30 protein-coding genes and 1 pseudogene are annotated in these 24291 nt (G+C 70.8%); 14 read left to right on the top strand and 17 right to left on the bottom strand.

From position 1 onward, the window contains the following. Positions 1-7: 7 nt before the first annotated feature. Both ENE75_RS20935 and ENE75_RS20930 read right to left on the bottom strand, forming a co-directional pair. Positions 8-562, bottom strand: coding sequence for a flavodoxin family protein (locus ENE75_RS20935; RefSeq protein ID WP_128200682.1), 555 nt, complete (start codon positions 560-562; stop codon positions 8-10). 25 nt (positions 563-587) lie between these two features. After that, on the bottom strand, positions 588-1295 hold the full coding sequence (locus ENE75_RS20930; RefSeq protein WP_128200341.1) for a pirin family protein: 708 nt from the start codon (positions 1293-1295) through the stop codon (positions 588-590). A 100-nt stretch (positions 1296-1395) separates the two neighbouring features. Here ENE75_RS20930 and ENE75_RS20925 point away from each other — a divergent pair, with 100 nt between their 5' ends. The 5 genes from ENE75_RS20925 to ENE75_RS20905 are packed head-to-tail and all read left to right on the top strand — an operon-like array spanning position 1396 to position 4722. After that, a complete protein-coding gene (locus ENE75_RS20925) occupies positions 1396-2376 on the top strand; it encodes a LysR substrate-binding domain-containing protein (protein WP_128200339.1) in 981 nt (326 codons plus the stop codon). 16 nt (positions 2377-2392) lie between these two features. Next, positions 2393-3298, top strand: coding sequence for a tRNA glutamyl-Q(34) synthetase GluQRS (gene gluQRS / locus ENE75_RS20920; protein WP_128200337.1), 906 nt, complete (start codon positions 2393-2395; stop codon positions 3296-3298). Further along, positions 3295-3651: an FKBP-type peptidyl-prolyl cis-trans isomerase gene (locus ENE75_RS20915; protein ID WP_128200335.1), complete on the top strand. Its 357-nt coding sequence runs from the start codon at positions 3295-3297 to the stop codon at positions 3649-3651. Before gluQRS ends, ENE75_RS20915 begins: the two co-directional genes overlap by 4 nt. Before the next feature lie 22 nt (positions 3652-3673). Then, positions 3674-4018, top strand: coding sequence for a CidA/LrgA family protein (locus ENE75_RS20910; protein WP_128200333.1), 345 nt, complete (start codon positions 3674-3676; stop codon positions 4016-4018). Then, on the top strand, positions 4015-4722 hold the full coding sequence (locus ENE75_RS20905) for an LrgB family protein (RefSeq protein ID WP_128200331.1): 708 nt from the start codon (positions 4015-4017) through the stop codon (positions 4720-4722). Before ENE75_RS20910 ends, ENE75_RS20905 begins: the two co-directional genes overlap by 4 nt. Positions 4723-4947: 225 nt before the next feature. On the opposite strand, the pseudogene ENE75_RS20900 reads toward ENE75_RS20905, so the two are convergent. Further along, a pseudogene (locus tag ENE75_RS20900) lies at positions 4948-5988 on the bottom strand (DEAD/DEAH box helicase); the annotation flags it as partial. A 458-nt stretch (positions 5989-6446) separates the two neighbouring features. On the opposite strand from ENE75_RS20900, the gene ENE75_RS20895 reads away from it, so the two are divergent. Then, complete coding sequence (locus ENE75_RS20895) at positions 6447-6995, top strand: DUF2087 domain-containing protein (protein ID WP_128200329.1); 549 nt, start codon at positions 6447-6449, stop codon at positions 6993-6995. Between the two features lie 14 nt (positions 6996-7009). Here the strand turns inward: ENE75_RS20895 and orn are convergent, their stop codons facing one another. Continuing rightward, positions 7010-7570, bottom strand: coding sequence for an oligoribonuclease (gene orn / locus ENE75_RS20890; protein WP_128200327.1), 561 nt, complete (start codon positions 7568-7570; stop codon positions 7010-7012). A 72-nt stretch (positions 7571-7642) separates the two neighbouring features. Here orn and ENE75_RS20885 point away from each other — a divergent pair, with 72 nt between their 5' ends. The 3 genes from ENE75_RS20885 to rsgA are packed head-to-tail and all read left to right on the top strand — an operon-like array spanning position 7643 to position 10097. Beyond that, positions 7643-8905, top strand: a complete 1263-nt coding sequence (locus ENE75_RS20885; protein ID WP_128200325.1) for a M48 family metallopeptidase — start codon at positions 7643-7645, stop codon at positions 8903-8905. Next, entirely contained in the window at positions 8902-9201 is a 300-nt protein-coding gene (locus ENE75_RS20880) for a 4a-hydroxytetrahydrobiopterin dehydratase (RefSeq protein ID WP_128200323.1), read from the top strand. Before ENE75_RS20885 ends, ENE75_RS20880 begins: the two co-directional genes overlap by 4 nt. Continuing rightward, positions 9198-10097, top strand: coding sequence for a ribosome small subunit-dependent GTPase A (gene rsgA, locus ENE75_RS20875; protein WP_128200321.1), 900 nt, complete (start codon positions 9198-9200; stop codon positions 10095-10097). Before ENE75_RS20880 ends, rsgA begins: the two co-directional genes overlap by 4 nt. Before the next feature lie 12 nt (positions 10098-10109). Here rsgA and ENE75_RS20870 read toward each other — a convergent pair whose 3' ends face one another. From ENE75_RS20870 to rpsP, 6 genes are all read right to left on the bottom strand, one after another. Beyond that, positions 10110-11099, bottom strand: a complete 990-nt coding sequence (locus ENE75_RS20870; RefSeq protein WP_128200319.1) for a CobD/CbiB family protein — start codon at positions 11097-11099, stop codon at positions 10110-10112. 58 nt (positions 11100-11157) lie between these two features. Continuing rightward, a complete protein-coding gene (locus ENE75_RS20865) occupies positions 11158-11841 on the bottom strand; it encodes a CoA pyrophosphatase (protein WP_128200317.1) in 684 nt (227 codons plus the stop codon). A gap of 76 nt (positions 11842-11917) precedes the next feature. After that, entirely contained in the window at positions 11918-12271 is a 354-nt protein-coding gene (gene rplS, locus ENE75_RS20860; RefSeq protein WP_128200315.1) for a 50S ribosomal protein L19, read from the bottom strand. Positions 12272-12347: 76 nt separating this feature from the next. After that, positions 12348-13100, bottom strand: coding sequence for a tRNA (guanosine(37)-N1)-methyltransferase TrmD (gene trmD / locus ENE75_RS20855; protein ID WP_128200313.1), 753 nt, complete (start codon positions 13098-13100; stop codon positions 12348-12350). A gap of 40 nt (positions 13101-13140) precedes the next feature. Next, positions 13141-13734 (bottom strand): ribosome maturation factor RimM, encoded by a 594-nt coding sequence (gene rimM / locus ENE75_RS20850; protein ID WP_128200312.1) that lies wholly within the window; start codon positions 13732-13734, stop codon positions 13141-13143. 25 nt (positions 13735-13759) lie between these two features. Then, entirely contained in the window at positions 13760-14023 is a 264-nt protein-coding gene (gene rpsP / locus ENE75_RS20845; protein WP_128200310.1) for a 30S ribosomal protein S16, read from the bottom strand. A 200-nt stretch (positions 14024-14223) separates the two neighbouring features. On the opposite strand from rpsP, the gene ENE75_RS20840 reads away from it, so the two are divergent. Together ENE75_RS20840 and ENE75_RS20835 are read left to right on the top strand one after the other, a co-directional pair. After that, complete coding sequence (locus ENE75_RS20840; protein WP_128200309.1) at positions 14224-14763, top strand: GNAT family N-acetyltransferase; 540 nt, start codon at positions 14224-14226, stop codon at positions 14761-14763. Further along, on the top strand, positions 14763-15218 hold the full coding sequence (locus ENE75_RS20835; protein WP_128200307.1) for a hypothetical protein: 456 nt from the start codon (positions 14763-14765) through the stop codon (positions 15216-15218). Before ENE75_RS20840 ends, ENE75_RS20835 begins: the two co-directional genes overlap by 1 nt. Here the strand turns inward: ENE75_RS20835 and folK are convergent. From folK to murJ, 6 genes are read right to left on the bottom strand one after another with little or no spacing between them, the layout of a single operon-like run. Beyond that, entirely contained in the window at positions 15191-15679 is a 489-nt protein-coding gene (gene folK, locus ENE75_RS20830) for a 2-amino-4-hydroxy-6-hydroxymethyldihydropteridine diphosphokinase (RefSeq protein ID WP_128200305.1), read from the bottom strand. The two genes, ENE75_RS20835 and folK, sit on opposite strands and share 28 nt — an antisense overlap. Beyond that, entirely contained in the window at positions 15676-17268 is a 1593-nt protein-coding gene (gene pcnB / locus ENE75_RS20825) for a polynucleotide adenylyltransferase PcnB (protein ID WP_128200303.1), read from the bottom strand. Before pcnB ends, folK begins: the two co-directional genes overlap by 4 nt. Further along, on the bottom strand, positions 17265-17942 hold the full coding sequence (locus ENE75_RS20820; protein WP_128200301.1) for a histidinol-phosphatase: 678 nt from the start codon (positions 17940-17942) through the stop codon (positions 17265-17267). The genes pcnB and ENE75_RS20820 overlap by 4 nt, the downstream gene beginning before the upstream one ends. A gap of 28 nt (positions 17943-17970) precedes the next feature. Next, positions 17971-18642: an HdaA/DnaA family protein gene (locus tag ENE75_RS20815; RefSeq protein ID WP_128200299.1), complete on the bottom strand. Its 672-nt coding sequence runs from the start codon at positions 18640-18642 to the stop codon at positions 17971-17973. A 2-nt stretch (positions 18643-18644) separates the two neighbouring features. Then, a complete protein-coding gene (locus ENE75_RS20810; protein WP_128200297.1) occupies positions 18645-19517 on the bottom strand; it encodes a SirB1 family protein in 873 nt (290 codons plus the stop codon). Between the two features lie 3 nt (positions 19518-19520). After that, positions 19521-21077, bottom strand: coding sequence for a murein biosynthesis integral membrane protein MurJ (gene murJ / locus ENE75_RS20805; protein WP_128200295.1), 1557 nt, complete (start codon positions 21075-21077; stop codon positions 19521-19523). Between the two features lie 115 nt (positions 21078-21192). Here murJ and rpsT point away from each other — a divergent pair, with 115 nt between their 5' ends. Then, positions 21193-21498, top strand: coding sequence for a 30S ribosomal protein S20 (gene rpsT, locus ENE75_RS20800; RefSeq protein WP_128200293.1), 306 nt, complete (start codon positions 21193-21195; stop codon positions 21496-21498). A gap of 101 nt (positions 21499-21599) precedes the next feature. Here rpsT and ENE75_RS20795 read toward each other — a convergent pair whose 3' ends face one another. Then, positions 21600-21905 carry a DUF3579 domain-containing protein gene (locus tag ENE75_RS20795; protein ID WP_199232386.1) on the bottom strand — a complete coding sequence of 102 codons (306 nt, stop codon included), beginning with the start codon at positions 21903-21905 and terminating at the stop codon, positions 21600-21602. 101 nt (positions 21906-22006) lie between these two features. Between ENE75_RS20795 and ENE75_RS20790 the strand changes: the two genes are divergently transcribed. Next, positions 22007-23209 (top strand): aspartate aminotransferase family protein, encoded by a 1203-nt coding sequence (locus ENE75_RS20790; RefSeq protein WP_128200290.1) that lies wholly within the window; start codon positions 22007-22009, stop codon positions 23207-23209. 76 nt (positions 23210-23285) lie between these two features. After that, positions 23286-24218: an ornithine carbamoyltransferase gene (gene argF / locus ENE75_RS20785; RefSeq protein ID WP_128200288.1), complete on the top strand. Its 933-nt coding sequence runs from the start codon at positions 23286-23288 to the stop codon at positions 24216-24218. Positions 24219-24291 lie beyond the last annotated feature (73 nt).

Raw genomic sequence — 24291 nt, 5'->3', positions numbered from 1 at the left:
ACGCGGTTTACTTGGCCAGCCGCGCCGCGACCTCAGCGATGCGCTGGCCGAAGGCCTTGGCCGTGGCCAGATCGCCGGCCACCATCTCGTCAGGCGAGGCGTCCGACGGTGTGGCCGTCATCAGGCCGGAGTAGCTGGCCAAATAGTTGATGTCGTCGCGCGTGGCGGCCTTGCTGTTGCTGGGCATCAGGCCGGTGCCCACCCACAGCATGCTGTGCTGCTGGCTCAGCGTGAACAGGTAGTGCAGCGTGGAGAGCTTGTCGCCGTTCATCGACGCGGAATTGGTGAAGCCCGCCGCCAGCTTGTTCTTCCACTGCTGCGTGAACCAGGGCTTGCTGCTGGCGTCGGCGAACTTCTTGAACTGCCAGCTCACGGTGCCCATGTAGGTGGGCGAGCCGAAGACGATGGCGTCGGCCGCGGCCAGCTGCTCCCAGCCCCCCTCGGGCAGGTTGCCTTCGGCGTCGATGGCCAGCAGCGCACCGCCGCTGCCTTCGGCCACCGCCTGGGCGACCTTCGTGGTGTGGCCGTAGCCGCTGTGGTAGACGATGACGATTTTCCTAATGGTGTCCTTCTGGATTTGGTCGGGTTCAGGGGTGGAGATCGAAGACGAGCACGTCCGCGTCACGGCCGTGCTTCAGGGTCAGCGTGGTTTCGCCGTCCAGCGTCAGCGCATCGCCGGCTGTCAATGCGTGGCCATTGGCTTCGAGGCTGCCGCGCACGAGGTGCACGTAGACCGGCCTGCCGGGCTGCAGTGGCAGCGCCACGGATTCGTCACCGTCGAACAGGCCGGCGTACAGGCGGGCGTCGGCGTGGATCGTGACCGCACCCGTGGCTGCGGCCTGCGCCGGCGGCGCCGCCACCAGGGCCAGCTTGCCGCGCTTGGCCTCGGCACCGAAGGTCTTCTGTTCGTAACCGGGGGCGATGCCGGTGCGGTCGGGGATGATCCAGATTTGCAGGAAATGCGTGGTCTGGCCAGCGTGGTTGAACTCACTGTGGCGCACGCCGGTGCCGGCGCTCATGCGCTGCACCTCACCAGGCAGGATGGCGCCGTCGTTGCCCATGCTGTCGCGGTGCGCCAGCGCGCCGTCGAGCACGTAGCTGACGATCTCCATGTCGCGGTGGCCGTGGGTGCCGAAGCCGGTGCCCGGGGCGATGCGGTCCTCGTTGATGACACGCAGGTTGCCCACGCCCATGTGGGCCGGGTCGAAGTAGTCCGCGAAGGAGAAGCTGTGGAAGCTTTTCAGCCAGCCGTGGTCGGCATAGCCGCGGTCGGAGGATTTGCGCAACGTGATCATGGGTGCAATGGTGCGGGCGTCGCCGTGCACCGCCATCGGCAAGGCCTTCACGACGCTGTTCAATCGATTTGAAGGCGACAATGACGTGGAGACAGACGCCATGCCCCATCGCCGCAACGCCCTGACCCCCGAAGCCCTGGCCATGGTCGACGCCATTGCCCGCACCGGCAGCTTTGCCGCGGCCGCGCGCGAGATGGGCAAGGTGCCCTCGGCGCTGACCTACAGCGTGCGCCAGCTGGAGGATGCGCTGGACGTGCTGCTGTTCGACCGCAGCTCGCGCCAGGCCCAGCTCACGCCCGCCGGCACCGAACTGCTGGTCGAGGGGCGGCGCCTGCTGCAGGAGATGGACGCGGTGGCCAACCGCGTGCGGCGTGTGGCCGGTGGCTGGGAGACCGAGCTGTCGATCAGCTTGGACGACATCGTCTCGCCAACCACGATGTTCGAGCTCATCGAGACCTTCAGCGGCCTGTGCACCGGCGACGGCGAGGCCGGTTCCGGCGGCGGCACACGGCTGCGCCTGCGCAACGACGTGCTGGCGGGCACCTGGGAGGCATTGGTGCACGGCCAGGCCGACCTGGCCATCGGCGTGGCCGGCGACTTCGCCAATCCCGGCGGCATCCAGCTCGAGCCGTTGGGGCACGTGGATTTCGTCTTCTGCGTCGCCCCCCACCATCCGCTGGCGGGTGCGCCCGACCCGCTGACGCCCGATTGCCTCCTGCAGCACCGTGCCGTTGCCGTGGCCGACACCGCCCAGCGCCTGACGCCAGTGACGGTGAACCTGCTGCCCGGCCAGGACGTGCTGACCGTGCCCAGCCTTCGCCTGAAGCTCGAGGCCCTGCTACGCGGTCTGGGCTGTGGCTACCTGCCCGAGCCGCTGGTGCGCCCGCACCTGGACGCCGGCCATCTGGTGGCAAAGCGCGGCCCGCGCGGCGACCGGCCGGTGGCGCTGCACTACGCCTGGCGCGGCGACCGCAGCGGCCTCGGCCTGGGCCGCGCGCTGCGGTGGTGGCTGGACCAGCTGGCCAAGCCAAAGACGCGCGAGGCGCTTCTGCATCGGCAGGCGGGCCGGCTGCCGGGCTGAAGGTCGCAGGCCGACCGTGCCGGTGATCGGCCGCTTTGCCCCGTCGCCCACCGGGCCGCTGCACGCCGGGTCGCTGGTGGCGGCGCTGGCCAGCTGGCTGGACGCGCGGACACAGGACGGCCGCTGGCTGGTGCGCATCGAGGACGTGGACCGGCCGCGCTGCCCGCCAGGCATGGACCAGGTCATCCTCGGACAGCTGGCCGCCTGCGGTCTGCACCCGGACGAGCCCGTGCTGTGGCAGTCCACGCGGGACAGCGCGTATGCGCAGGCGCTGCAGCAGCTGGCCGAGGCGGGCGCCGCCTACCCCTGTGCCTGCACCCGGGCCGACATCGACCGTGCGCTGGCCGCGCAGGGGGTGGTACATGAGCGCTTCGCCGAGCGTGTCTACCCCGGCACCTGCCGTCCCGAGCGTGGCGGGCTGCGGGGCCGCCCGGCGCGTGCCTGGCGGCTGCAGGTGCCACCGGGCACCGTGCACTGGCACGACCGCCGGCTCGGCGCGCAGGCGCAGGACGTGGCCAGCGAGGTCGGCGACTTCGTGCTGCGGCGCGCCGACGGCCTGTGGGCCTACCAGCTGGCGGTGGTGGTGGACGACGCACACCAGGGCATCACGCATGTGGTGCGCGGCGGGGATCTGGCCGACAACACGGCGCGCCAGATCGTGCTGCAGCGTGCGCTGGGTCTGCCCACACCGACCTACCTGCACACGCCGCTGGTGCTGGCTGCGGATGGGCACAAGCTCAGCAAGCAGAACGGCGCGGCGCCGCTCGACCTGGCAGCGCCGGTGCAGGCGTTGCAGGCTGCGGGCCGCGTGCTCGGGTTGCCGCCCCTGGACGCCGACAGCCCGGCCCGCTGGCTGGCCCAGGCCGTGCCCGCCTGGGCTGGCATCATCCGGGCTCTTTCAACACGGAGCGACAGCCCATGATCACCACCGCCAGCGGCCTGCAGTACGAAGACACCACGCCCGGCACCGGCGCCGAGGCCCAGGCCGGCCAGCGCGTGCGCGTGCACTACACCGGCTGGCTGCACGACCCGGCGGCCGACAACGGCCGCGGCCGCAAGTTCGATTCCAGCAAGGACCGCAACGACCCCTTCGTCTTCCCGCTCGGTGCCGGCCACGTGATCGGCGGCTGGGACGAGGGCGTGCAGGGCATGAAGGTGGGCGGCACGCGCACGCTGCTGATCCCGCCGCAGCTGGGCTACGGCGCCCGCGGCGCCGGCGGCGTGATCCCGCCGAACGCGACGCTGGTCTTCGAGGTGGAACTGCTGGCGGTCTGATCCGTCGGCGGAACGAGCCGCCATGCTCGAGGCCGTGGCCGCGCTGCTGGCCTTCCAACTGCTGGGGGAGGCGCTGGCCCACGTGACCGGCCTGCCGGTGCCCGGGCCGGTCATCGGCATGGCGCTGCTGTTCCTGGCCTGGCCCTGGCTTCAACGCCTGCACGAGCGGCTGGGTGCGGTGGCCGACACGCTGCTGGCCAACTTCGGCCTGCTCTTCGTGCCGGCAGGTGTGGGCGTGATGCTGCACATCGGCCTCATCGCGCTGTGGTGGGCCCCGCTGCTGGCAGGCATCGTGGTCAGCAGCGCGGTGACGATGGTCAGCGCCGCCTGGCTCTTCCAGTGGCTGCGCCGGAGGGGCGGCGCATGACCTCGTTGTGGGTCTACCTCGGCGCCAGCCCGCTGCTGTGGCTGCTGCTCACGGTGGGCGTGTACGTGCTCGCGCTGCGCCTGCAGCGTGCCGCCGGCGGCACGCCGTGGCTCAACCCGGTGCTGACCTCGGTGGCCGTGCTGGTGGGCGTGCTGACGCTCACCGACACGCCCTACTCCGTCTACTTCGACGGTGCCCAGTTCGTGCACTTCCTGCTCGGCACGGCCACCGTGGCGCTGGCGATTCCGCTGCGCCGCCAATGGGCCGAGGTCAAGGCCACGCTCACGCCGGCGGTGCTGACGCTGCTGGCCGGCAACCTGATGGGCGCGCTGCTGGCCATGGCCATCGTCAAGCTCTGGGGCGCGCCGGCCGCGCTGGTGGCCTCGATCGCGCCCAAGGGCGTCACCGCCCCGGTGGCGATGGCGGTGGCCGAGCGGGTGGGCGGCTTACCCTCGCTGACGGCGGTGCTGGTGATCGCGAGCGGCATCCTGGGGGCGACCATGGCCACGCCGCTGCTGAACGCCGCGCGCATCACCGACTGGGCCGCGCGTGGCCTGGCCGTGGGCATCACGGCGCACGGCATCGGCACCGCGCGGGCGTTCCAGGTGAACATGGTGGCCGGCACCTTCGCCGGGGTGGCGATGGCCGCCTCGACCGTCGTGACCTCGCTGCTCGTGCCACTGCTGGTGCCGCTGTTCGCCTGAGCGGGGGCCGCCAAACCCGGGGCGACCGCCCGGCCGCCCGCCTGGACGACCACCGGGCCGGCCCATGCGGGCCGCGAAACGCTCCGGCGCCGGGCGCTTGGGCTCCAGCCCCGCCACCACCGCAGGCGGTATGTCCTGCGTGGTGAACTGCTCGATGCGGCGCACCATGCCCACGTCGCGGCGCTCGGCCAGCGTCACCGCCAGCCCGCTGCGCCCGGCACGGCCGGTGCGGCCGATGCGGTGCACGTAGTCCTCGGCCTTCATCGGCAGGCCGTAGTTGATGACGTGGCTGATGGTGGGCACGTCGATGCCGCGCGCGGCGACGTCGGTGGCCACCAGCACGCGCAGGTCGCGGGTGCGCAGGCCGTGCAGCACGCGGTTGCGCCGGCCTTGCGGCATGCCGCCGTGCAGCGCTGCGACGCGGTGGCCGAACTGCGCCAGCCGGTCGGCCAGCCAGTCGGCGTCACGCTGGGTGCTGGTGAAGACCACGGCCTGGTCGATGGCGCTGTCGGCCAGCAGGTGCTCCAGCAGGGCGTCCTTGTGCGCGCCGTCGTCGGCCCAGTGCAGGCGCTGCTCGATGTCGGCGTGGGTGTCGGTGTGCGACGCGACGTCGACGCGCTGCGGCTCGCGCAGCAGGCTCTGCGCCAGACGGCCGACGTGGCCGCCGAAGGTGGCGCTGTACATCAGCGTCTGGCGCTGCGCCGGCAGGGCCTGGGCGATGTGCTGGATGTCCTCGATGAAGCCCATGTCCAGCATGCGGTCGGCCTCGTCGAGGACCAGGATCTCCACGTTGGCCAGCACGGCATTGCCGCTGGCCATGTGGTCCATCAGGCGGCCCGGTGTGGCGATCAGCAGGTCCAGCGGGCCGCGCAGCGCCTTGAGCTGCGCGCCGTAGGGCACACCGCCCACCACCGTGGCCACGCGCAGGCCCTGGATGTGACGGCCATAGGTGACTGCGGCGCGCGCCACCTGCTGCACCAGTTCACGCGTCGGGGCCAGCACCAGCACGCGCGGGCCATGGACCAGCTTGCGGTCGCGCTTGGTGCCGTGGCGGTCCTGCTCCAGGCGCGCGGCCAGCACGCGGGTCAGCGCCGGCAGCACGAAGCTGGCGGTCTTGCCACTGCCGGTGCTGGACGAGACCATCAGGTCCTGCCCGGCCAGCGCAGGCGGGATGGCCTGCTGCTGCACGGTGGTGGCGGTGTCGTAGCCGGCGTCGGCCAGCGCGCGCGCCAGGCGCGGGTCGAGGTTCAGGGATTCGAAGCTCATGGTTCTTTGCTCAAGGGTTCAGCGTCGGCATGCCTGCAGGCACGCACGGCCGCACATGGCACCAGCCCGATGCACAACATGGCATCTGGCCCGGCACCCAGGGGGTGGGGTCGCTGAACGCTCGAAGACGAGAACTCGCGGCGACGGCATCGCCGCCGACGGCCGCTGAAGAACTCGCGGCCGGCACGCCCGAAGCCGTCAAAGCGGCGAGCGTGGTCAGAGGGGATGAACGGAAGCGCAAGAGTGTATCAGGGTTGACCCGGATCTGCACACAGGCGCTACACTGGTCAGCGGTCGGCAGTTCACCCAGGCGTTGCCGCGCGGGTCCCCCGTGAGCTAAACCTGCCCCTGAGAACCGCGCTTTGCCCGATGGTCCCCATCGCGTGCACCGCGCCGGAAGTCGGCAACCCCCGGCAGACCGCCCGGTCCCAGGTGCATGCATTGATGGAGAGCCGTCCATGCCGTCCGAACCCCTGCCCCTCGCGATCCCCGACCTGTCGTCGTTCGCGCGCGCCCTCAGCCATGCGCTGCAGGCTCACCTGGCCACCAAGCCAGAGCCACCCAGCCACGTCGAGACCCTGAACCTCGTGGCCCGCGCATTGGGTCAGCGCAACCACCAGAGCCTGCGGGCATCGCTGCGCACGCCCGCAGCGTCACGCCAGACGGCGGAAGCGCCCGCGGCATTGAGCGACAACGCCCGCAAGACCCTGACCCAGTTCGACGCCGAGGGCCGGCTGGTGCGCTGGCCCACCAAGTACACGGTGCAGCGGCTGGCGATGTGGATCCTGTGGACACGCTTCGAGGCCAAGCGGCCCTACACCGAGCGCGAGGTCAACGCCATCCTGAAGGAGGCCAATGCCTTCGGCGACCACGTGACGCTCCGCCGGGAGCTCATCAACCACCGGCTGCTGGCGCGCAAGGCCGACTGCTCGGAATACCGAAAGCTGCCGGCCCGCGCCGACGACGAGGTGCGCGCGCTGCTGCACGCCTGGCGCCAGCAGCGCTGAAGCACCGCCGCCGGTCAGACCGCCAGCAGGTGCGTGCGGTAGTGGATCAGTTCGTCGATCGACTCGTGGATGTCGGCCAGCGCGGTGTGGGCCTGGGCCTTCTTGAAGCCTTCCAGCGCCGCCGGCTTCCAGCGCCGCGCCAGTTCCTTGAGCGTGCTGACGTCGAGGTTGCGGTAGTGGAAGAAGGCCTCGAGCGCGGGCATGTCCTTGGCCAGGAAGCGCCGATCCTGGCAGATCGAGTTGCCGCACATCGGGCTCTTGCCCTTGGGCACGTAGCGCTGCAGGAAGGCGATGGTGTCGTGCTCGGCCTGGGCTTCGTCCACGGTGGAGGCCTTCACGCGGTCGATCAGCCCGCTCCTGCCGTGCGTGCCCTTGTTCCAGGCGTCCATGCCGTCGAGCACCGCATCGCTCTGGTGGATGGCGAACACCGGCCCTTCGACGCGCACCGTGAGCTGCGGATCGGTGACGATAACGGCGACCTCGATGATGCGGTCGTTGACCGTGTCCAGCCCCGTCATCTCGAGGTCGATCCACACGAGGTTGTGTTCGCTGGGGGCGAGCGCGGTGTCGGTCATGGGCTTGGCTTGGCCTGCAGGCAAAGGCGGGATTCTCGCCCAAGCCTACACTGACGGTTTTGCCGCCCCCAGATGAACGCCAACGACCTGTCGCTCGCCTTTGCCGCCGCCGTGCTGGCCTCGCTGGCCGTGCGGCTGTGGCTGCTGACGCGCCAGATGCGGCACGTGGCGGCGCACCGGGCGCAGGTGCCCGCCGCCTTCGTGGGGCGCGTGAGCACCGAGGCGCACCACAAGGCCGCCGACTACACGCTGGCCAAAGGTCGCCTCGCGGTGCTGTCCACCGTGGTCGGTCACGCGGTGCTGCTGGGCTGGACACTGCTGGGCGGTCTGGATGCGCTCAATCACGGCCTGCTGCCGTTGCAGCCCCTGCTCGGCCCGCTGGGCGTGCAACTGGCGCTGCTGGTGGCCTTCACCGTCATCGGCGCGCTGATCGACCTGCCGCTGGAATGGGTGGCCACCTTCCGCGTCGAGCAGCGCTTCGGCTTCAACCGCCAGACCCCGGGCCTGTGGTGGAAGGACCGCCTCAAGGGCGCCGCCGTGGGCGCCGTCGTCGGCCTCCCGCTGGCCGCCCTGGTGCTGTGGCTGATGGCCGCCAGCGGTGGCCTGTGGTGGCTCTGGGCCTGGGTGGCCTGGGTCGCGTTCAACGGCCTGCTGCTGGTGCTGTGGCCCACCGTGATCGCACCGCTGTTCAACCGCTTCGAACCCTTGGCCGACGAAGGCCTGGCGCAACGCGTGCAGGCGCTGATGCAGCGCTGCGGTTTCGCCGCCCGTGGCCTCTTCGTGATGGACGGCAGCCGGCGCTCGGCCCATGCCAACGCGTATTTCACCGGCCTGGGCGCGGCCAAGCGCGTCGTGTTCTACGACACGCTGCTCGCCCGCCTGACGCCCGGTGAGGTGGAGGCTGTGCTCGCCCACGAACTCGGCCACTTCAAGCGCCGCCATGTGCTGCAGCGCATGGTCATGATCTTCGGCGCCAGCCTGGCCGGCCTCGCGTTGCTGGGCTGGCTGGCAGGCCAGGCCGGCTTCTACCTCGGCTTGGGCGTGCAGCCCAACGTCGGCACGCCCAACGACGCGCTGGCGCTGATACTGTTCATGCTGGCCCTGCCGCCCTTCACGTTCTTCCTCGCCCCGCTGGGGGCGGCCGTCTCGCGCCGCCACGAGTTCGAGGCCGACGCCTTCGCCTGCGCGCAGGCCGACGGGCGCGACCTGGCGCGTGCGCTGGTCAAGCTGCACGAGGACAATGCGGCCACGCTGACGCCCGACCCCTGGTACGTGCGCTTCCACTATTCCCACCCACCGGCGGCCGAGCGGCTGGCTGCGCTGCCCGCCCCATGAGCACCACCGCCCTGCCCGATGCCGAGGTCGACACCCGCCTGGCCGACCTGCCCGGCTGGCGGCGTGTGGACGGCGCGCTGCACAAGCGCTTCGACTTCCCCGACTACCACCGCACGATGGCGTTCGTGAATGCGGTGGCGTGGATCGCCCACCAGGACGACCACCATCCCGACCTGTCTGTGCACTACGGCCATTGCGTGGTGTGCTGGTCGACGCATTCGGCCGGCGGCATCACCGCGCGCGACTTCGCCAGCGCGGCGAAGGTCGACGCGCTGCTGGCCAACCGCGCGCCTTGACCGCAGCGCAGCAGACCGGGCTGGTGGTGGCGGCACACGGCCGCCACCTGATCGTCGAGAGCGCCGACGGCAGCCATCGCCTGTGCCATCTTCGTGGCAAGAAGACCGAAGCCGTGGTCGGCGACCGCGTGCGCTGGGCCATCAGTGGCGACGAGGGCGTGGTCGAGGCGCTGGAGCCGCGCCGCAACCTGCTGTGGCGCCAGGACGAGTGGCGCAGCAAGGCCTTTGCCGCCAACCTCGACCGCATCCTGGTGCTGGTGGCGGGCGAACCGATGTTCTCCGAGTCGCAGCTGACGCGTGCCCTGGTGGCCGCGGCGCACGCGGGCATCGACACCGTCATCGGCCTGAACAAGACCGACCTGCCGGCGGCGGACACGGCACGCGAGCGCCTGGCACCCTACCGCGCCATGGGCGTGCCGGTGGTCGAACTCGCGCTCAAGGCGCGCCCGGCGGAATCGCTGGCCGCGCTGCAGCCCTTGCTGGCGAGCAGGACCACCCTGGTGCTCGGTCCCAGCGGTGCAGGCAAGAGCACGCTGATCAACCGCGCCGTGCCCGGCGCCGACGCCCAGGTGGGCGAGATCTCCCAGGCCCTGGGCACCGGTCGGCACACCACCACCAGCACACGCTGGTACTGGCTGACCGGGCGCAACGGCGCGCTGATCGATTCACCCGGCTTCCAGGCCTTCGGCCTGCACCACGTGCCAGCCACCGATCTGGCGTCGCTGATGCCGGACCTGGCACCCCACCTGGGTGGCTGCCGCTTCTACAACTGCACGCATCGCCACGAGCCCGGCTGTGCCCTCAGGGCGGCGGCCGAGCGCGGCGTGATCGCGCCGTCGCGCTGGCGGCTGTATGGTGAACTGTTCGACGAACTCAGCGCGCCACAACGCTACTGAGCCTCGCGACGGTCAGGCCACCAGCGCTGCCACCGACAGCAGCGCCAGCAGCAGCAACCACAGCAGCACCGAGCGCCACACCAGGCCCACCACCGACTGCATGTGCCCCAGTTGCGGCGGCATGCCCGGCGTGGCGCCTTCGGCGCTGGCCAGATCGTCCTCGACGCCACTGGTGAAGGTCTTGGAACGGTCCGGCGTCACGCCGGGCGCCGCCGTGCCGCCCAGTTGCACACCCACGGCACCCGCCGCAGCCGCCAGGATGATGCCCTCGTTGGCGTGACGCCAGAGCACCGCATCGCGCCGCCAGCCGGCCACCGCCTCCTCGAAATTGCCGACGATGGCGAAGCCGAAGGCCGTCATGCGGGCCGGCACGTGGTCGATGCGGCTGAAGGCGCGCTGCGCCACCGCGAGCAGGCCCTCGTTGGCGGGGGCGTCCATCGCGCGGTGCCGGTAGCCCCAGTAGCGGCTGGCGAACTCGGCCATGCGGTAGAAGACCGCGCCCGCCGGGCCGAGGCCCAGCGCGGCCAGCAGCACGAACCAGAAGAACACGCCGAAGACATGCCGGTGCGCCGCCAGCAGCGCGTGCTCGATCACGTGGCGCAGCAGATCGGTGCGCGGCAGCTCGCTGGCGTCCAGGTGCCGCCACTCGGCCAGCAGCCGGCGCGCCTCGACCTCGTCACCCCGCGTGAGCGCCTCGCGGATGTCGGTGAAGAAGTGGCTGAACTGGCGGAACCCCAGCGTGAGGTACAGCAGCGCGGCCATCAGCAGCAGCCCGGCCACGGCCGACCAGTGGTTGACCCACCACCAGCCCACGGCCACAGCCACGGTCGGCGTGAACACGCCGATCGTCCACACCACCCAGGCGTGGTGCGGCTTGCCGGCATCGAAGGTGCGGCCCGTCCAGCCCACCCAGGCCACCAGGGCGTGGTGGATCGGGTTGTCGCGCGGCAGCGGCTTGACCTGCTCGATCAGGAGCGCGAACAGGACCGCAAAGAAGCTCATTGGTGCAAATGATAGCGAGCGGGCCGGCGGGCCTGGTGCCCCACCCCGGCGCCGCCGTTCAACGCACCAGGAAGGCGTAGAGGTTGCGCAACATGGCAGCCGTGGCGCCCCAGATGAAGTACTCGCCGCCAGGGCCCTGCCAGGGCATCGACAGGAAGCGGCGGCGGATGCCTTCCATCTCCCACTCGTGCCGTCGGTGGTGGGCCGGGTTCATCAGGAAGGACAGCGGCACCTCGAAGGCCTCGTCGACCTCGAACGGATCGGGCTGCAGGTCGAAGGGCGGCCGCACCAGGGCCACCACCGGCGTCACGACATAGCTCGTCACCGTCGTGTAGGTCGGCAGGTGCCCGAGGACCTCGACCTGGGCAGGCACCAGGCCCACCTCCTCCTGCGCTTCGCGCAACGCGGTGGCGGCAGGGTCGGCATCCTCCGGCTCGGCGCGCCCGCCCGGGAAGCTGATCTGGCCTGCGTGGTCGCGCAGGTGCGCGGTGCGTCGCGTCAGCAGCACGTGCAGCCCGTCGTCGCGAGCCACCAGCGGCATGAGCACCGACGCCGCCATCGGATCCCTGGCGCCGAGGCGCCCGCCATCGCCAGGCCATTCCGGCGTCCACAGCGGCGCGTCGGGCAGACGCGCCCGCAGGAACTCGGTGGCCAGGCGTTCGGCTGGCACTGGCGGCAGATGGGCATCGGTGCCCGCCACCGGGACGGCCTTCGGATCGACGATGCGCGGCACCGTGCTCATGGGCAACTCGATCGACCATGCAAAAGGCCGCCCTGCCGGGCGGCCTTCATATGCGACATGGGCGCCAGGCCCACCGTCAGGCCAGCTTCTCCTTGATGCGGGCCGACTTGCCGCTGCGCTCGCGCAGGTAGTACAGCTTGGCGCGGCGCACGTCGCCGCGGCGCTTGACCTCGATCTTGGCGATCAGCGGGCTGTAGAGCTGGAAGGTGCGCTCCACGCCTTCGCCGCTGGAGATCTTGCGCACGATGAAGCTGCTGTTCAGGCCGCGGTTGCGCTTGGCGATGACGACGCCTTCGTAGGCCTGCACGCGCTTGCGGGTGCCTTCGACGACGTTGACGCTGACGATCACGGTGTCGCCGGGGGCGAAGGCTGGGATGGTCTTGTTCAGGCGAGCAATCTCTTCCTGCTCGAGGGTGGCGATCAGATCCAAGGGGTTCTCCATCACGATCATGGCCACCCGGGTTGAATCGGTTTTGGTGGGTGCCAGAGGATCGAAAAGCCTTCCATTATAGCCCGAGAGTGGTCAGGAAGCGCTCATCCTCCCGGCTCAGCCGTCCTGCGGCGCGTGCAGCCTCGATCAGGTCGGGCCGGCGGCGGGCTGTCAGCGCCAGCGACTGCTCGCGCCGCCAGCGTGCGATGCGCGCGTGGTGGCCGGACAGCAGAACCTCCGGCACACCATCGCTTGCCCCGTCGGCGCGCGGCAATTGCACCGGCCGACTGTAGGCCGGGCCTTCGAGCAGGCCATCGGAAAAGCTGTCCTGCTCGTGCGAGGGGGCCGACAGCACGCCGGGCTGCAGCCGAGCCACCGCGTCCAGCAGCACCAGCGCCGCCAGTTCGCCGCCGGAGATCACGTAGTCGCCGAGGCTGATCTGGTGCGTGACGTGCCGGTCCAGCACGCGCTGGTCGATGCCCTCGTATCGGCCGCACAGCAAAACGGCGCCGTCGCCCGCGGCGAACTGGTGCACCTGTGCCTGGTCCAGGCGCTGGCCGGCTGGCGTGAAGTGCACCACCGCGGGTGGCGCACCCCGCTCCGCCCGGACAGCCGCCAGCGCCGCTTCCAGCGGCTCGGCCAGCATCACCATGCCCGGGCCGCCGCCGAAGGGGCGGTCGTCGACACGACGGTAGGCATCGACGGCGAAGTCCCGCAGCGGCCACAGCCGGACGTCGACCTGCCGTGTCTCGAACGCGCGCCGCGTGACCCCCTGCGTCAGGTGCGGGGCGAACAGTTCCGGGAAGATCGTGACGATGTCGAAGCGCATGCGGCCGTCAGAAGCGTCGGGCGCGGCGAACGGGCTTGGTTCAGACCGGCTCGCGGTCCCAGCCCGGGTCCCAGTCGACGTCGATGCGGCGTGCCGCGGTGTCGACGGCATCGACATAGGCCTCGACGAAAGGCACCATGCATTCGCCCTGACCGTCGTGGGCCGGCCGGATCACCAGCACGCAGTGCGGGCCTGTCTCGAGCAGGTGATCGACGCTGCCGAGTTCAGCGCCGGCGCGGTTGACCACGCGGCAGCCGATCAGGTCCACCCAATAGAACTCGCCGTCCTCCGGCGTTGGGAAGCTGGCTCGGGAGACCAGGACGCGTGCACCCTTCAGGGCTTCGGCGGCATCACGGTCGTCCAATTCCTGGGCGGTGGCGACGACGTGGTCCCCCTGCTCGCGCGCCGAGACGATGCGCAGCAACGTCGGCAGCACCGTGGGTGCGCCGGGCTTGCGGGTCGCCGGAGGCTCGATGAACCAGCGTTTGGTGGAGAACAGCGCCTGCGGGTCGGCGGCGAAAGGCAACACCTTGATCGCCCCCTTGATGCCCCAGGCGCCAGCGACGCGGCCGACTTCGACCGCGTCGTCGGGACGCTCCGGTGGCGGCGCCGACACACTCGACGCGACGGTCACCGCAGCGCCCGGGTGCAGTTAGCGGTCAGGCCGCGGCCGGTGCGGCCGCCTTCTGGGCCTCGCCGACCAGGCGGGCCACGGTGGGCGACAGTTGGGCGCCCACGCTGGCCCAATGGCTGACGCGGTCCTGCGCCACACGCAGCTTCTCGGCCGCGCCCGAGGCCACGGGGTTGTAGAAACCCACGCGCTCGATGAAACGGCCGTCGCGACGCTCGCGCGAGTCGGCGACGACGATGTTGTAGAACGGGCGCTTCTTGGAACCGCCACGGGCCAGTCGGATCACGACCATGGATATCCTCGCTATTGCCTGAGGCCCGAGGCGCACCTTCCGGGGCGGCGCCAGGCCGGCTGGACTGCCAAGCGCAGGGACACGTGCTGCGCGGCAGGCCGGAACATTCGGCCACGTAGATACGCCCCGGTGTCCTCCGGGGCCGCTGCCGAAAACCGCGCATTATAGACTCCGCGGTCTCACGTTCGACAAGGCCTCCCGTGCGCATCCGCCCCAGCCAGCCGGCCGACCTGCCGGCCATCACCGCCATCTACGCCCACCACGTGCTGCATGGCACCGGCACCTTCGAGCTGGAACCACCGGACGAGGCGGAGATGGCGCGGCGCATTGCCGACGTCACCGGCAAGGGCCTGCCCTGGCTGGTGGCCGAGGCCCAGCCCGCTGGTGACGTGCTGGGCTACGCCTATGCCAACCACTTCCGCCCGCGCCGCGCCTACCGCTTCTGCGTGGAGGACTCGATCTACCTGGCCCCGCGTGCCCAGGGTCAGCGCATCGGCCGCCTGCTGCTGGCCGAACTGATGGCGCGCTGCGAGGCCCTGGGGGCCCGCCAGATGCTGGCCGTGATCGGCGATGCCGCCAATGCCGGCTCGATCGGCGTGCACCGTGCGCTGGGTTTCGAGCACACCGGCGTGCTGAAGGCCTCGGGCTGGAAGTTCGACCGCTGGCTGGACGTGATCCTGATGCAGAAGGCCCTGGGCCCTGGCGACAGCTGCGACCCGGTCGACACGGTGCTGGCCTGATGCGCTCGAAGACCATCGCCGTGTGGCTGGCGCTGCTGGGTGGCACGCTGGGCCTGCACCGGCTTTACCTGAAGGGGCTGGGCAACATCCCGGCCTGGCTGCACCTGCTGCCGACGAGCCTGGGCGTCTTCGGCCTGGAGCGCTTCATGGTCCTGGGCCAGGACGACCACCTGGCCTGGCTGCTGATGCCGCTGCTGGGCCTGATGATCGCCCAGGCCATGCTGCACGCCATCGTCTACGGGCTCACCCCGGACGAACGGTGGGCCGAGCGTTTCGCGCAACCCGTGCAGGCCAGCGGCTGGGGCGCCGTGCTGGGCGTGATCGCGGCGTTGCTGATCGGCGCCACCGTGCTGATGAGCAGCATCGCCTTCGGCGTGCAGAAGCTTTTCGAGTGGGAGCTCGAGCCAGCGCCGGCCACGGCGGCCGTTCAGGGCGCCAGTCGCGACACCGCCTGAGCCGCAGCGGTGGCGCGCCAGGGCGCCAGCGGACCCAGGCCGGGGATGACCAGCTCAGCCGCCAGTTCCGCCAGCGGTTCCAGCACGAAGGCGCGCAGGTGCAGGCGCGGATGCGGCAGGGTCAGTGCCGGCGTCTGCAGCACGGTATCGCCGTGCAGCAGCAGGTCCAGGTCCAGCGTGCGCGGCGCGTTGCGGTACGGCCGGGTGCGCCCGTGAGCGGCCTCGATGGCCTGCAACGCTGCCAGCAACGCGCCGGGTGACAGGCTGGTGTCCAGCGCGGCCACGGCGTTGACGTAGTCCGGCCCGCTCGACTCGATCGGGGCGCTTCGCCACAGCGAGGACCGCGCCACCAGCACCGATTGCGGCAGTGCCGCCAGAGCGTCGAAGGCCGCCGACAGCGTGGCCGGCGCGTCGCCCAGGTTGGCCCCCAGGCCCACCCAGGCACGCACCGGCAGGCTCAAGCGGCGCCCTCGGGGCCACCGCCGGTGGCCGGCGCACTGCCCTCCCCGGCGCCACCGCCAGGCTTGCGACGCCGGCGGCGGCGCTTGCGGGCCGGCGCGGCGGGCGCGTCGTTGTCTTCAGCTTCGGCCGAGTCGTCGCGCGGTGCCGGCGCGCCGCCCTCACCACGCACGGCCGACTTCGGCCCCTGCACGCGCCGCGGCCCGCGCTGGTGCGCCTCGCGGGCGGCGGCGATCATGGCCTCGCGGTCGTCGTCGCCGCCAAGTGCGAAGTCCTCCCACCACTCGGCCAGGTCGGTCCCGATCTCGCCGGCATCGCCCCGCAGCTTCAGGAAGTCGTAGCCGGCGCGGTAGCGTGGCGAGTCCACCAGCGAATAGGGCCCGTTGCCGAACCGGCGTTCGAAGCGCGGCTGCATCATCCAGATCTCGCGCATGTCCGCGGCCAGCTTGCCGCGGCCGGAGATGTCGCCGATGCGGGCGTCGAACACCGCGTCGATGGCCTGCTGCAGCGCCGGCATCGGCGGCTCGCCGCCGGCCTTCAGCGACGTCCAGCGCCCCTGCACCTCGTGCCACAGCAGGCAGGCGAGCAGGAAGCTCGGCGCCACCGGCTTGCCGGCGGCGACGCGGCGGTCGGTGTCGGCCAGTGCCAACTGCACGAAACGGTCGCCCTGCCCGCCCGCCTCGGCCTGGGCCAGCACCAGGTCCAGGATCGGGAACACGCCGTGCGGCAGGCGGTGTTCGCGCAGTTGCGTCAGGCTGGCCTGGGCGTGCCCGGTCTGCAGCAGCTTGACCATCTCGTCGAACAAACGCGAGATCGGGACGTTGGCCAGCAGCGCCGCATGCGGCGCGATCGCCTGGCGCGTGGCCGGGTCGAGCCCGAAACCCAGTTTGGCCGCGAAACGCACGGTGCGCACGATGCGCACGGGGTCCTCGCGGAACCGCGTGGGCGGGTCGCCGATCAGGCGCAGCACCTTGGCGCGCACGTCGGCCAGGCCGCCGTGGTAGTCGACCACGGTCTGCGTCAGCGGGTCGTAGTACATCGCATTGATCGTGAAGTCGCGGCGCGCCGCGTCCTCGATCTGCGGGCCCCAGACGTTGTCGCGGAGCACGCGGCCGGTGGCGTCCACGGCATGGCTCTTGCCGCTGAGCTCGGCCTTGGAGGTCTTCTCGTTGCCGGCGACGGCGTCGGCGGCGGCGGGGTCCAGCAGCGCCCGGAAGGTCGACACCTCGATCACCTCGTGCTCCCGGCCACGGCCGAAGATCACGTGCACCAGGCGGAAGCGCCGGCCAATGATGAAGGCGCGGCGGAACAGCGCCTTGACCTGCTCCGGCGTGGCGTCGGTGGCGACGTCGAAGTCCTTCGGCCGCAGGCCCACCAGCAGGTCGCGCACGGCGCCGCCGACGATGTAGGCTTCGTGCCCGGCCTCCTTGAGGGTGCGCACCACGCGCACGGCGTTGTCGTCCAGCAGCTTGGGGTCGATGCCGTGTTCGGCCGCCGGGATGTCCCGGCGCTGGCCCAGGGGCGGACCCGCGGGCACGGGGGGCGGTGCCGGGGACTTGCCCAGCAGCTTGCCGATGAGTTTCTTGATCATGTCTTGAAGAGGTGCAGGACCGGCCAGCCGCGCTCTGCGGCAATCGCCGCCAGGGCCGGCACCGGGTTGGTGGCCACGGGATGGCTGACGTGCTCGAGCAGCGGCAGGTCGTTGGTCGAATCGCTGTAGAACGTGCAGCGCTCGAAATCGGACAGCTGTTGGCCCAACGCGGCCAGCCATGCGTCCACACGCGCGATCTTGCCATCCCGGAACGCCGGCGTGCCGCGGATCGCGCCGGTCACCTGGCCTGCGCCGTCGCGCGCGAGTTCGGTGGCGATCAGGTGCTCGATGCCGAACAGGCCGGCGATTGGCCGCGTCACGAACTCGTTGGTGGCGGTGACGATGGCGATCAGGTCACCGGCATCCCTGTGCCGCTGCACCAGGGCCAGGGCCGCCGGATGCAGCGCCGGCCGTGCCACGTCGGCCAGGAAGCGTTCGGTGACATCGGCCAGTTCGGCCGTGCCGCGCCGGCGCCAGGGCGCGGTGGCGAAGTCCACGTAGGCGTCCATGTCCAACCGGCCGGCCAGGTAGTCGGCGTAGAAGCGGTCGTTGGCGCGGCGATGGGCCTCGCCGTCGGCCCAGCCGATGCGCACCAGGTATTCGCCGAAGGCATGGTCGGAGTCGGTGGGCAGCAGGGTGCCGTCGAGGTCGAACAGGGTCAGGTGGCGGGGCATCGGGTGGCGGTTCTGGGATGCTGGCACGTCACAGCGGCAGGTTCTCGTCGAGCATCTGGCGCACCAGCGGCACGGTGACGTGGCGCGAACGCGCCAGCGCGAATCGGTCCAGGTGGTCGAGCAGCTGCATCAGGTGGCGCAGGTCGCGGGTGAAGCGGGCCATCACGTAGTCCATGACCTCGTCGGCCAGGAAGATGCCGCGCCGGTCGGCCTCGCGGCGCAGCACCGCGCGCACCTGGGCCTCGCCCAAGGGCTGCACGGCGAAGGTGGGGCCCCAGCCCAGGCGGGTGCGCAGGTCCTCGCGCAGCGGCAGGTCCACCGGCGGCAGGCGGCCGGCAGCCGCGATCTGCACGCCGGCCGTGGCCGCGTCGACGAACCAGCGGAAGGCATCCGCCTGCGCCGCGTCGTCCAGTGTCTCGGCGTCGTCGATCAGCGCCAGCGTGGCATCGGCCGGCAGAACACGGCCAGGCTCGAAGTCACAGGCCAGCTGGCCGGCTCGCCGCACGCCGCCGGCCAGCGCCTGCAGCAGATGGCTCTTGCCGCATCCCGGTGGCCCCCAGAGATAGACCGGCGCACCGGGCATCTGCAGGCCACGCAGGTGGGCCAACACCGCGACATTGTCGCCGACCAGGAAGTCGTCGAAGGTCGGTGCGGCACGGCCACCGAGCGGCAGGGGCAGCTGGATCGGGGAGGCGGCCATCGTCAGTGCAGGGCGGCCGGTGGCGACTGCCGCCACCGGGCCAGCTGCCGGCGCAGCGCAGGCGCGTCATCGGCATCCGGGTGGGCGTGCAGGTACACGGCCAGGTCATCGCATGCACGATCCAGCCGGCCGAACTGGCCGTCGATGAGGGCACGGTCTCGGCGCTCCAGCGGGTCGTCGGGCAGCAGGGCCACCAGGCGCTCCTGCACGGACAGCAGCTGCGGCAGGTCGTGCGCCGCCTGGTGGATGGCCTTGAGGTTGCGCAGCATGCGCGCCAGGATGTCGCGTGGCGTGGCTGCCTGCAGGAACAGGCCCAGCGGCGGCTCGTCCTCGGCAGGCAGCGCCATGCGCCGACGCCAGGGCTGCAGGCGTTCCTCGAGTTCGTCGCGGGACAGTGACCGGCCGCTGAACGGGTCCATCACCACCTCGCCCTGTGGCAGGTGCAGCTTGACCAGGAAGTGCCCGGGAAAGGACACGCCGCCGGCCGCCAGGCCGGCGTGCGCGGCCAGTTCCATGTAGAGCACCGCCAGCGTGATCGGGATGCCGCGCCGTCGCGCCAGGACCTGCGAGAGGTCGGAGTTCGCCGGGTCCTCGTAGTGGTTCAGGTTGCCGGCGAACCCGAGCTCCTGGAAGAAGTAGCGGTTCAGCATCTGCAGCCGCTGCAGCGCGCCGGCATCGGCCGGGAGGCGCCGGCGCAGCGCGTCACCCAGCGCGTCGACCTCGGCCAGCACGGCCTGGGTGTCCAGCGATGGCTGGGCGTGCTGGGCAATGGCCGCCGCAGCCTCCAGCAACGGCAGGCCATCGTCGTGCGCCACCAGCGCCGCGAAGTACTGCAGCGGTGTCGGTGGCGTGGTCAGGTCCAGCTTGACGGCCATGACTCACCCGCGGCGCAGGAAGGCTGCCAGGCGCAGGCCCGACAGGTGAAGCTGCACGAAGTACACCAGTGCCACCCCGCCCAGCACGGCGGCGATGACGCCCGCGCGTTGGCCGGCGTGGGCCTGCAGCGCGATCCAGTCGATCCGCTGCGCGGCCACGGCGAGCAGCCCGCCGAGCACGGCGCTGGCTGCCCCGACGCGCAGCGCGAAGCCGCCCCAGCCGGGCGCCGGCGTGTACAGCCCGCGACGGCGCAGCAGCACCAGCAGCGTGGCCGCGTTGAACAGCGCCGCGACACCGATAGACAAGGCCAGGCCCGCATGCCCCAGCCAGGGCACGAAGACGAGGTTCATGGCCTGCGTGAGCACCAAGGCCACCACCGCCACCTTCATCGGTGTCTTGACGTCCTCGCGCGCATAGAAGCCGGGCGCCAGGATCTTCAGGCCGATCAGGCCCAGCAGGCCGAAACCGTAGCCCTGCAACGCCATCACCGTCATCGCCACGTCGCGCGCCGAGAAGGCGCCATAGTGGAACAGCACCGCGATCAGCGCCTCGGGGAACACCAGCAGCGCGATCGCACAGGGCAGCGCCAGCACCAGCACCAGGCGCAGGCCCCAGTCGAGCAGGCCGGAATAGGCCTCGGCATCGCTGCCCGCTCGAGCGGCCGACAACTGCGGCAGCAGCACCACGCCCAGCGCCACGCCGAGCAGCGCGGTCGGGAACTCCATCAGGCGGTCGGCATAGGTCAGCCACGACACAGCGCCGACGCCGACATGGGAAGCGATCTGCGTGTTGATCACCAGCGACACCTGGGCCACCGACACGCCCAGCAGCGCCGGCGCCATCTGCCGCAGCACGCGTACCACGCCCGGGTGGCGCCACGCCGCCGCGATACGCCCCGGCAGCAGCGACACCCGCGGCAGCAGTCCCAGCCGGGCCAGTGCCGGCACCTGCACCGCCAGTTGCAGCAGACCACCGGCCATCACGCCCGCCGCCAGCGCCAGGATCGGGTCCCAGTCCCGGCGTTCGAAGGCCGGCGCGCCCCACCAGGCCGCCGCGATGAAGCACAGGTTCAGCAGCACCGGCGTCGCCGCGGGCACCGCAAAACGCTTCCAGGTGTTGAGGATGCCGGCGGCCAGCGCCACCAGGGACATGAAGCCGATGTACGGGAACATCAGCCGCGTCAGCAGTACGGCGGTGTCGAAGCGCTCCAGGCCCGAACCGATGAGCCAGACCAGCACCGGCGCGCCGGCAACACCCACCACGCACAGCCCCACCAGCGCCCAGGCCAGCAGGGTGGCCACGGCATCGACCAGGGCCTTGGTGGCCGCATCGCCCTCCTGGGTGCGCGTGGCGGCCAGCACCGGCACGAACGCCTGCGAGAATGCCCCTTCCGCGAAGAGCCGGCGGAACAGGTTGGGCAGGCGGAACGCCACATTGAAAGCATCGGTGGCGGCGCTGGCGCCGAAGGTGGCGGCCACCAGCTGTTCCCGCACCAGGCCCGTCACGCGCGAGGCAAGCGTCAGCAGCGAGACGATGGAGGCGGACTTCAGCAGGTTCATCGGAAGCGCGGCATTCTAGCGGGCCGCCCGGCCGTCATTGCACGGTCTGCTTCCGCATGCTATACTCGATGGTCTTTGCACCTAACGCACCTTACGAAGGTTCAACCCCTACAGCATGGCCACCTCGTCCAAAGCCAAGAAGAAGACTGTCCGCCTCGCCTCCGGCCGCAAGCGCGCGCGCCAGGACGTCAAGCTGAACGCGCACAACTCTTCCTTGCGCTCGCACTTCCGCACCGTCATCAAGAACGTGCAGAAGGCGGTGGCCGGCGGTGATGCCGACAAGGCGACCGACCTGTTCAAGCATGCGCAGAAGGTCATCGACTCGGTGGCCGACAAGGGCATCTTCCACAAGAACAAGGCCGCCCGCCACAAGAGCCGCCTGGCGGCCAAGGTGAAGGCGCTGGCGACCGCTGCCGCCTGACGCGGCTCGCCGCAGGCGCGCTGCCTGCACGCAAGAAGGGCCTGCACAGCAGGCCCTTTTGTCATTCGGGCATACGCCAGGGAGTCCGATCGTCGGCAGGCTCAATCGGCCGGCGCCGCGCCGTCGACGACGGTCAGGCCATTGTCACGGGCGAAGTTCATCACGAAGTCCCAGGCCATGGGTTCGATGCCGCGCAGGGCCTCGTCGACGATCACGCACTTCACGCCGCCCACCACGCGCGGAAAGCAGTACGGCGAATAGCCAATGTGCGCGCCGGGCCCTCCGGCCCCGCCGCCCGGCCTGAACGAGGACATGGCACCGGCCAGGCGTTCGGCCCAATCGCTGGGCCTGAACGGGCGACCGTCCTGCGTGACGCCTCGAATGGTGTATTGGCCGGTGCTGCTCATCGGAACCCGCGATTGTGCCCCGGTTCTGCTGCGTTGCAGCATCCACCCGGCTGCAGGCGCCTAGAATCATCGGCCTCCGACCCTGCGCAAGGACCTTGCCGATGACTGCACCGGACTCGACGACGCGGCCGATGCCCCACGTGCTCAACACCTATGGCCGGCTGCCGATCGCGCTCAGCCATGGCCAGGGCTGCCGCGTCTGGGACACCAACGGCAAGCGCTACCTGGACGGCCTGGGCGGCATCGCCGTCAACACGCTCGGCCACGCCCACCCCAAGCTGGTGCCGGCGCTGCAGGACCAGATCGGCAAGCTGATCCACTGCTCCAACTACTACGAGGTACCACTGCAGGAGCAGCTGGGCGCCAAGCTGTGCGCGCTGTCCGGGCTGTCGGGCGCCTTCTTCTGCAGCACCGGGCTGGAGGCGAACGAAGCCGCGCTGAAGCTGGCGCGCAAGTTCGGCCACGACAAGGGCATCGAGCGCCCGGAGATCATCGTCTACGAGGCAGCCTTCCACGGCCGTTCGATCGCCACGCTGTCGGCCACCGGCAACCCGAAGGTGCAGGCCGGCTTCGGCCCGCTGGTGGAAGGCTTCGTGCGTGTGCCGCTGAACGACCTGGCAGCGGTGGAGAAGGCCGCCCGCGACAACCCCAACGTGGTGGCCGTGTTCCTGGAGACCATCCAGGGCGAAGGCGGCATCCACCCGGCCCGCTGGGACTACCTGCAAGGCCTGCGCGCGCTGTGCGACCGCCAGGACTGGCTGCTGATGCTCGACGAGGTGCAGTGCGGCATCGGCCGCACCGGCAAGTGGTTCGCGCACCAGTGGGCCGGCGTGAAGCCCGACGTGATGCCGCTGGCCAAGGGCCTGGGCTCGGGCGTGCCGATCGGTGCCGTGGTCTGCGGTCCGAAGGCAGTGAACATCTTCGGGCCCGGCAACCACGGCACCACCTTTGGCGGCAACCCGCTGTCCATGCGTGCCGGCGTCGAGACACTGCGCATCATGGAGGAAGATGGCCTCCTGGAGAACGCAGCGGTCATCGGCGCGCGGCTGTCCGACGGCTTGAAGCGCGGCCTGGAAGGCGTCTCCGGCGTGAAGGAAGTGCGCGGCGCCGGCCTGATGATCGGCATCGAGCTCGACCGCCCCTGCGGCGCGATCCTGCAGCGCGCCGCCGACGCTGGCCTGATGCTCAGCGTCACCGCCGACCGCGTCGTGCGCCTGGTGCCGCCGCTGATCCTCAGCGCCGACGAGGCCGATCAGATCGTGCAGATCCTGGTACCGGTGATCCGGGACTTCCTTTCAGAATGAGTACCCCCCAGCTCGCTCCGTTCGCAGCCCCCCACGGGGGCGCGTCGGCCCCTTCGGGCGGCCGTGCGGAGCCGACATGAAACCCGGCGACACGCTGATGAAGCACTACCTGCAGTTCAAGGACTTCCGCGCCGAGGAATACGCCTACCTGCTTGAGCGCACGCGCATCATCAAGACGCGCTTCAAGAACTACGAGAAGTACCAGCCGCTGGTGGACCGCACGCTGGCGATGATCTTCGAGAAGGCCAGCACGCGCACCCGCGTCAGCTTCGAGGCCGGCATGTACCAGATGGGCGGCTCGGTGGTGCACCTGACCACCGGCGACAGCCAGCTCGGCCGCGCCGAGCCCATCGAGGACAGCGCGCGCGTCATCAGCCGCATGGTCGACCTGGTGATGATCCGCACCTACGAGCAGGCCAAGCTCGAGGCCTTCGCGGCGCATTCACGCGTGCCGGTGATCAACGGCCTGACCAACGAATACCACCCCTGCCAGATTCTGGCCGACATCTTCACCTTCATCGAGCACCGGGGATCCATCCAGGGCAAGGTGGTGGCATGGGTCGGCGACGGCAACAACATGGCCAACACCTGGCTGCAGGCGGCCGACATCCTGGGCTTCACGCTGCACGTGAGCACGCCCGGCGGCTACGAGATCGACCCGGCGGTCGCCGGCGTCCAGAACCCCGGCTGCCTGAAGCTTTTCAAGAGCCCGGCCGCCGCCTGCGCCGGCGCGCACCTGGTGACCACGGACGTCTGGACCAGCATGGGCTACGAGGCCGAGAACGAAGCCCGCCGCGCCGCCTTTGCCGACTGGTGCGTCGACGTGCAGATGATGCAGCTGGCGCAGCCCGACGCGCTGTTCATGCACTGCCTTCCCGCCCACCGTGGCGAGGAAGTGGCCGCCGAGGTCATCGACGGCCCGCAGAGCGTGGTCTGGGACGAGGCGGAGAACCGCATGCACGTGCAGAAGGCCCTGATGGAATACCTGCTGATCGGCCGCGTGGGCTGAGCCCGGACGCAGAACAGTCCCTGCGGACTGTTCTGCGCCTGGCGAAGCGACCGAGCTCTGCGAGGTCGTGGGA

The sequence above is a fragment of the Rubrivivax albus genome (assembly GCF_004016515.1).
GTDB classification, from domain to species: domain Bacteria; phylum Pseudomonadota; class Gammaproteobacteria; order Burkholderiales; family Burkholderiaceae_C; genus Rubrivivax; species Rubrivivax albus.
The sequence above is the reverse complement of the archived record's forward strand: the minus strand, read 5'-3'. Positions and strand labels throughout refer to the sequence as shown.

Bases quoted from the DNA above. Each gene is read 5' to 3' on its own strand.
- ENE75_RS20910 (WP_128200333.1), top strand. From the start codon at position 3,674: ATGCTCGAGGCCGTGGCCGCGCTGCTGGCCTTCCAACTGCTGGGGGAG.
- ENE75_RS20815 (WP_128200299.1), bottom strand. From the start codon at position 18,642: ATGGCCGCCTCCCCGATCCAGCTGCCCCTGCCGCTCGGTGGCCGTGCC.
- trmD (WP_128200313.1), bottom strand. From the start codon at position 13,100: ATGCGCTTCGACATCGTCACGATCTTCCCGGAACTGTTCGCCCCGCAC.
- ENE75_RS20790 (WP_128200290.1), top strand. From the start codon at position 22,007: ATGACTGCACCGGACTCGACGACGCGGCCGATGCCCCACGTGCTCAAC.
- ENE75_RS20925 (WP_128200339.1), top strand. From the start codon at position 1,396: ATGCCCCATCGCCGCAACGCCCTGACCCCCGAAGCCCTGGCCATGGTC.
- argF (WP_128200288.1), top strand. From the start codon at position 23,286: ATGAAACCCGGCGACACGCTGATGAAGCACTACCTGCAGTTCAAGGAC.
- orn (WP_128200327.1), bottom strand. From the start codon at position 7,570: ATGACCGACACCGCGCTCGCCCCCAGCGAACACAACCTCGTGTGGATC.
- ENE75_RS20870 (WP_128200319.1), bottom strand. From the start codon at position 11,099: ATGAGCTTCTTTGCGGTCCTGTTCGCGCTCCTGATCGAGCAGGTCAAG.
- ENE75_RS20915 (WP_128200335.1), top strand. From the start codon at position 3,295: ATGATCACCACCGCCAGCGGCCTGCAGTACGAAGACACCACGCCCGGC.
- ENE75_RS20795 (WP_199232386.1), bottom strand. From the start codon at position 21,905: ATGAGCAGCACCGGCCAATACACCATTCGAGGCGTCACGCAGGACGGT.
- ENE75_RS20905 (WP_128200331.1), top strand. From the start codon at position 4,015: ATGACCTCGTTGTGGGTCTACCTCGGCGCCAGCCCGCTGCTGTGGCTG.
- rpsP (WP_128200310.1), bottom strand. From the start codon at position 14,023: ATGGTCGTGATCCGACTGGCCCGTGGCGGTTCCAAGAAGCGCCCGTTC.
- ENE75_RS20880 (WP_128200323.1), top strand. From the start codon at position 8,902: ATGAGCACCACCGCCCTGCCCGATGCCGAGGTCGACACCCGCCTGGCC.
- murJ (WP_128200295.1), bottom strand. From the start codon at position 21,077: ATGAACCTGCTGAAGTCCGCCTCCATCGTCTCGCTGCTGACGCTTGCC.
- ENE75_RS20810 (WP_128200297.1), bottom strand. From the start codon at position 19,517: ATGGCCGTCAAGCTGGACCTGACCACGCCACCGACACCGCTGCAGTAC.
- ENE75_RS20835 (WP_128200307.1), top strand. From the start codon at position 14,763: ATGCGCTCGAAGACCATCGCCGTGTGGCTGGCGCTGCTGGGTGGCACG.
- pcnB (WP_128200303.1), bottom strand. From the start codon at position 17,268: ATGATCAAGAAACTCATCGGCAAGCTGCTGGGCAAGTCCCCGGCACCG.
- ENE75_RS20930 (WP_128200341.1), bottom strand. From the start codon at position 1,295: ATGATCACGTTGCGCAAATCCTCCGACCGCGGCTATGCCGACCACGGC.
- rpsT (WP_128200293.1), top strand. From the start codon at position 21,193: ATGGCCACCTCGTCCAAAGCCAAGAAGAAGACTGTCCGCCTCGCCTCC.
- ENE75_RS20865 (WP_128200317.1), bottom strand. From the start codon at position 11,841: ATGAGCACGGTGCCGCGCATCGTCGATCCGAAGGCCGTCCCGGTGGCG.
- ENE75_RS20885 (WP_128200325.1), top strand. From the start codon at position 7,643: ATGAACGCCAACGACCTGTCGCTCGCCTTTGCCGCCGCCGTGCTGGCC.
- ENE75_RS20895 (WP_128200329.1), top strand. From the start codon at position 6,447: ATGCCGTCCGAACCCCTGCCCCTCGCGATCCCCGACCTGTCGTCGTTC.
- ENE75_RS20820 (WP_128200301.1), bottom strand. From the start codon at position 17,942: ATGCCCCGCCACCTGACCCTGTTCGACCTCGACGGCACCCTGCTGCCC.